The organism is Daejeonella sp., from assembly GCF_049655485.1.
Classification (GTDB): Bacteria; Bacteroidota; Bacteroidia; order Sphingobacteriales; family Sphingobacteriaceae; genus Daejeonella.
In genome coordinates this window covers 1-4,575 of sequence record NZ_JBASJU010000303.1, presented here as the reverse complement: position 1 = coordinate 4,575, position 4,575 = coordinate 1, and the positions used below count along the sequence as shown (strand labels likewise).

Here is a 4,575-nt window from a genome sequence, read left to right as displayed (position 1 = left end):
GTTTCACTGCCATTATTTAATGGAAAGGGGACATTTCCCGCCAGCAGTTCATAAATTATGATACCAAAGCTGTACACATCCGATTCCAAAAGCATTTCGCCCTCATTCTGTTCGGGAGCCATAAACTCGATAGCACCGGCATGCCTTAAACTGGTACGGCGCTGTTCATCCGACATAATCGAAAGTCCGAAATCCAGCAACATGTACTTATCGGTCCGCAGGTTTAATTTGACATTATTACTTTTGATATCGCCATGCTTTACCCCCACCTTATGGCAGTGTGCTATCGCACCTGAAAGTTGCTCAGCAACACGCGTGGCTTCATTGATCGTGAAAACTTTATTATCCGGAACCAGCAGCATGTCCTGAAGGTCAGACCCCTCAATAAACTCCATTTCAATAAATGGCAGGGAACCGCTCTCCGTTATACCTGAACTTAATATTTTAACCACATGCGGGCTTGGTGTTTCGTTGACCTTCTTAAGTTTCGAAACTTCATTCTGAAAATCCCGGTAACTTTTATCCTCCAAATCTTCCGTATGAAGTGGAGTAGGCAAAATCTTTACCGCGGTGATCTCCTCCCCTCGTCTTGCTTTATACACCGATCCTTGTCCGCCAGTACGTAGGGCACCAAGGTTTTCTAAACCCTCAGTGATGGAAAATATTTTGCTCATTTAAGTTTGATGTGTTTTTGGATTAAAGTTACTGTTAAATTGGAACTTAGCGGCTTGGAATCCTGAATCCTATTCACATTTAATCGATCCGTAAAGAATGGGATTTGGGAATAGCATTAGCTACTTTACTTATTTGCTAATTTGATGATTAACTGCTATATTCGAATGGTATTTCATTCACTAATGATGCAAATATCATATAATGAACGATAAATCATTCACAAATTGGCCTTCAATGAGCGATCATGCATTGGCAACGCTCATCGGCACATTTATCAGGCATCACCGCATGGAACTTAACCGAACCCAGGATGAGCTCGCAAAAGATGCTGGTATTAGTCGCTCCACTCTAAGTTTATTGGAACGGGGTGAAACGGTGACCTTGGCGACTTTGATACAAGTTCTCCGCGTTTTAGGCCAATTACAGGTAATGTCTGCGTTCACGGTGACTGAAACGATCAGCCCCCTGGCATTGGCCCGGCTGCAGAAAGAAAAACGCCAGCGCGCACGGGGCGGTAATCCAAACACTTCTGAGAAAGCAGATTGGTAAAGATGCAGGTAGCAGAAATAAAAATATGGACTGAGCAGGTTGGAGCTGTAGCATGGGACGAAAATACCGGCTTTGCCACCTTCGAATACAATCCGCGTTTTCAGCAAAGGGGTTGGGACCTGGCGCCGCTTAAAATGCGCATAAACTCGACAAGGAACCAGTTCAGTTTCCCGGAAGTTAGGAAAGAACGAAACACTGCATCCGACACATTTAGGGGTTTACCCGGACTTTTGGCAGATGTGCTTCCCGACAGGTATGGTAACCAACTAATCAACCTTTGGCTGGCCCAGCAGGGGCGTCCTCAGGACGACATGAACCCTGTGGAGATGCTTTGCTTCATCGGCACGCGTGGAATGGGCGCGCTGGAATTTGAACCCAGCACCCTGAAAGAAAACAAGCGTACCTTCCCTATTGAAATCGATAGTCTGGTGAGTATCGCCCAGAAAATGCTCAACAAGCGGGAGAACTTTTCAACTAATCTCAGAAAAGAGGAAGAACAGGCAGTATTAGAGATCCTTAAAATCGGCACCTCAGCTGGCGGCGCAAGGCCAAAAGCAGTTATCGCATGGAACGAAAAGACAGGAGAAGTAAAATCAGGGCAAACTGCAGCCCCGAAAGGATTTGAGCACTGGCTGATCAAACTTGATGGAGTGAGTGATGTTCAGTTGGGGAGCAGCCAGGGTTACGGCCGGGTAGAAATGGCTTATTGCGATATGGCCCGCGCTTGCGGCATTGATATGATGCCCTCCCGACTGCTGGAAGAGAATGGCCGGGCACACTTTATGACCCGACGCTTCGACCGCGAAGAGGGCTATATCAAACATCATGTACAGACTTTCTGTGCTCTTAATCATTTCGATTTTAACCTGGTAAACAGCTTTAGTTACGAGCAATTATTCCAGTCGATGCGGGAACTGAACCTGACTTATGCAGATGCAGAGCAGATGTTTAGGAGGATGACTTTCAATGTGATTGCCCGAAACTGCGATGATCATACCAAGAATTTCGCATTTATGCTCAAACAGGGCGGTAAATGGGAACTCGCTCCCGCCTATGACATCTGCCACGCCTACCGCCCCGGCAGCGAATGGGTGAGCCAGCATTCATTAAGTATTAGTGGCAAACGCAAGGCCATCACTAAAAAAGATCTGCTTACCATTGGCGATTCAATCCGCTGTAAAAAAGCTGCTGAGATAATTGCTGAAATTAATGAGATCGTAAATGATTGGGATAAGTATGCAAAGGAAGTGGAGGTAAACAACACACTTCGTAAAGAGATTGGGAAAACGTTGTTAAATATATCTTAAAGGTAGTTCTTAGAAGGTTCTACACAAAAAATCCCCTATCTTCCGGAACGAATAACCATTAAATAATTGAATTATATGAAAATCTTTAGTTTGATCATCCTTTTTATCTTCATTACATTTTGTGCTGATGCCCAGTATATCACTAAATACCCGGAGATACCGAGGATAGATGTGCATACTCATGTGGGTAATGATTATCCGGGCATCGCTGCTTATCTCGCTTTTCGCGATCAAATGCTGAAGGAACGCAAGACTGACGTAGCCATGTGGGTTAATCTTGGCCAGAAGGGAGAGTCAGCAATCGACACGATCGCTAAAGTAAGTAATGGAAGAATCATGACTGGGATAGTGGATTTCAGGCCACAACGCGGATTGACACATAAAGCAGAGGATATTGCAGGTTATTTACAAAAAGGTTATGTAGGATATAAGATATGGCAGGGCCCATATTACCGGGTCTTAAAAGAAGGTGAGAAAGGCATTCGGTATCTCGATGATCCGGCACATCAACCGGTGTTTACTGCTATGGAAAAGGCGGGGATGATTGGTGCATCAGTTCACGTAGCAGACCCTAACGGTCCTTTTGGGAACCGCGGCAAATGGGCTGCCGACCCGGTAGAGTACTGGCGCCAAATAATGAGTATGGAGCGGGTACTTCAACGTCACCCTAACTTAACCATAGTTGCGGCACATGGCTGCTGGTTGGTTTGTCAGGACGCTCAACTCGACTTTCTGAGGTATATGTTTAAAACTTACCCTAACTTTTATGTAGATATTGCTGCTACAGATCAGTACTTTAATTTGGTTAATCGTGAGAACCTGAGGGATCTTTTTATGGAATATGCTGATCGCTTACTATTCGGAACAGATGCATCTGCATATAAGGCTGAGGCCATACCGGCTATGATTGAACGTCATGCGAGATCATTCCAAATTCTTGAAACTGAAGATCTTGTTGCCGGAAGCTTCTTTGGAAACACTCCTACTAAAGGACTTAATCTGCCAAAAGAAGTACTCGAAAAGATCTATTATAAAAATGCGATGAAATTATATCCTGGAATGTCTGAACAGATGCGAGCTTTAGGATATAAGTTTTAAGGAATATTCGGAATACCCCTAAAAGCAGAAATTTCCGGCCATCTTAGGTATGTCGGAAAGACCAAGTGTGATTGCTTATGGAGCAGAGACCCTGTCGGCTCAAAACCAGTTACCAGGCTAGAAAGATTAATGGTTAGACTGGTAACTGATTACAGGTGAAGGTAGTGACCCCTCTGGGACTCCCCGTTCTCCAACGGGGTAAACTTCTCGTCCCAGAGAAAGAAAATATACTCTTGTGCTAAGCACAAATTGACGTGTGACCCCTCTGGGGTCGTATATTGTAGCACTTAGAACTCTGTGATTCAGTTGTTTATGCAGTAAGTAAATCCAATAGGAAACCGAAAAGGAAACCGATTTCTTTGAATTACTTTAAACTTAATTATAGAACGATATTCTAGTGTAAATATACAAATAATAGATGGGCACACAACTGGTGCGTTATTTATTTGATCTTGGAAATCATCTGAGTTTTAAATCAAGATTTTACTGGTTCTTTAATTTCCTTATCCTTTACTATTATAACACTCTATTTTAAAGCGTTGTATTTGGTTTTTGATGGTTACATTTAAAAATGATAACAATTCCAGTAGAAGAGTTCAATATGCCATTAGATCAGGATTCTGATGTGTTAAAAAGTTGGACATGGTTTATGTCTTTATTTTCACCAGATGAGTGGCAAAAAAGAAAATTGGCAATTGAAGAGCGAATTACTATCGAAGTAAAAACTGGAGAACCTTTTTCTGAATCTCTGGACAAAGGAACATTGTTAGTTATTAATGACGATCAGATCGGCTGGTACTTATACCTTGTAGAGATGTTCCTTAAAGAACCACATAAATATGAATTTTTTCAAGGGGCAAGAGTTATACCTATTTTTAAGCGTTTGGGACAAGACTATGAACTGCTTACAAGCATTGAAGGTATCAGGAAAAAAATAAAGAACCTC

General features: G+C 42.9%; 5 protein-coding genes. 4 read left to right on the top strand and 1 reads right to left on the bottom strand.

The window, feature by feature from the left end; genetic code table 11:
• On the bottom strand, nucleotides 1-674 hold a 674-nt coding region (locus WBJ10_RS12565; RefSeq protein ID WP_424290806.1), incomplete at its 3' end, for a serine/threonine-protein kinase.
• Between the two features lie 202 nt (nucleotides 675-876).
• Here WBJ10_RS12565 and WBJ10_RS12560 point away from each other — a divergent pair.
• From WBJ10_RS12560 to WBJ10_RS12545, 4 genes are all read left to right on the top strand, one after another.
• Nucleotides 877-1,224 (top strand): helix-turn-helix domain-containing protein, encoded by a 348-nt coding sequence (locus tag WBJ10_RS12560; RefSeq protein ID WP_424290804.1) that lies wholly within the window; start codon nucleotides 877-879, stop codon nucleotides 1,222-1,224.
• Between the two features lie 2 nt (nucleotides 1,225-1,226).
• On the top strand, nucleotides 1,227-2,531 hold the full coding sequence (locus tag WBJ10_RS12555; protein WP_424290802.1) for a type II toxin-antitoxin system HipA family toxin: 1,305 nt from the start codon (nucleotides 1,227-1,229) through the stop codon (nucleotides 2,529-2,531).
• A gap of 75 nt (nucleotides 2,532-2,606) precedes the next feature.
• Nucleotides 2,607-3,629 carry an amidohydrolase family protein gene (locus tag WBJ10_RS12550; protein WP_424290800.1) on the top strand — a complete coding sequence of 341 codons (1,023 nt, stop codon included), beginning with the start codon at nucleotides 2,607-2,609 and terminating at the stop codon, nucleotides 3,627-3,629.
• A gap of 571 nt (nucleotides 3,630-4,200) precedes the next feature.
• The coding region (locus WBJ10_RS12545) for a hypothetical protein (protein WP_424290798.1) at nucleotides 4,201-4,575 on the top strand (375 nt) is incomplete at its 3' end.

What these genes read in the sequence shown, in the direction of transcription:
- WBJ10_RS12550 (WP_424290800.1), top strand. Translation starts at nt 2,607, where the DNA reads ATGAAAATCTTTAGTTTGATCATCCTTTTTATCTTCATTACATTTTGT.
- WBJ10_RS12555 (WP_424290802.1), top strand. Translation starts at nt 1,227, where the DNA reads ATGCAGGTAGCAGAAATAAAAATATGGACTGAGCAGGTTGGAGCTGTA.
- WBJ10_RS12560 (WP_424290804.1), top strand. Translation starts at nt 877, where the DNA reads ATGAACGATAAATCATTCACAAATTGGCCTTCAATGAGCGATCATGCA.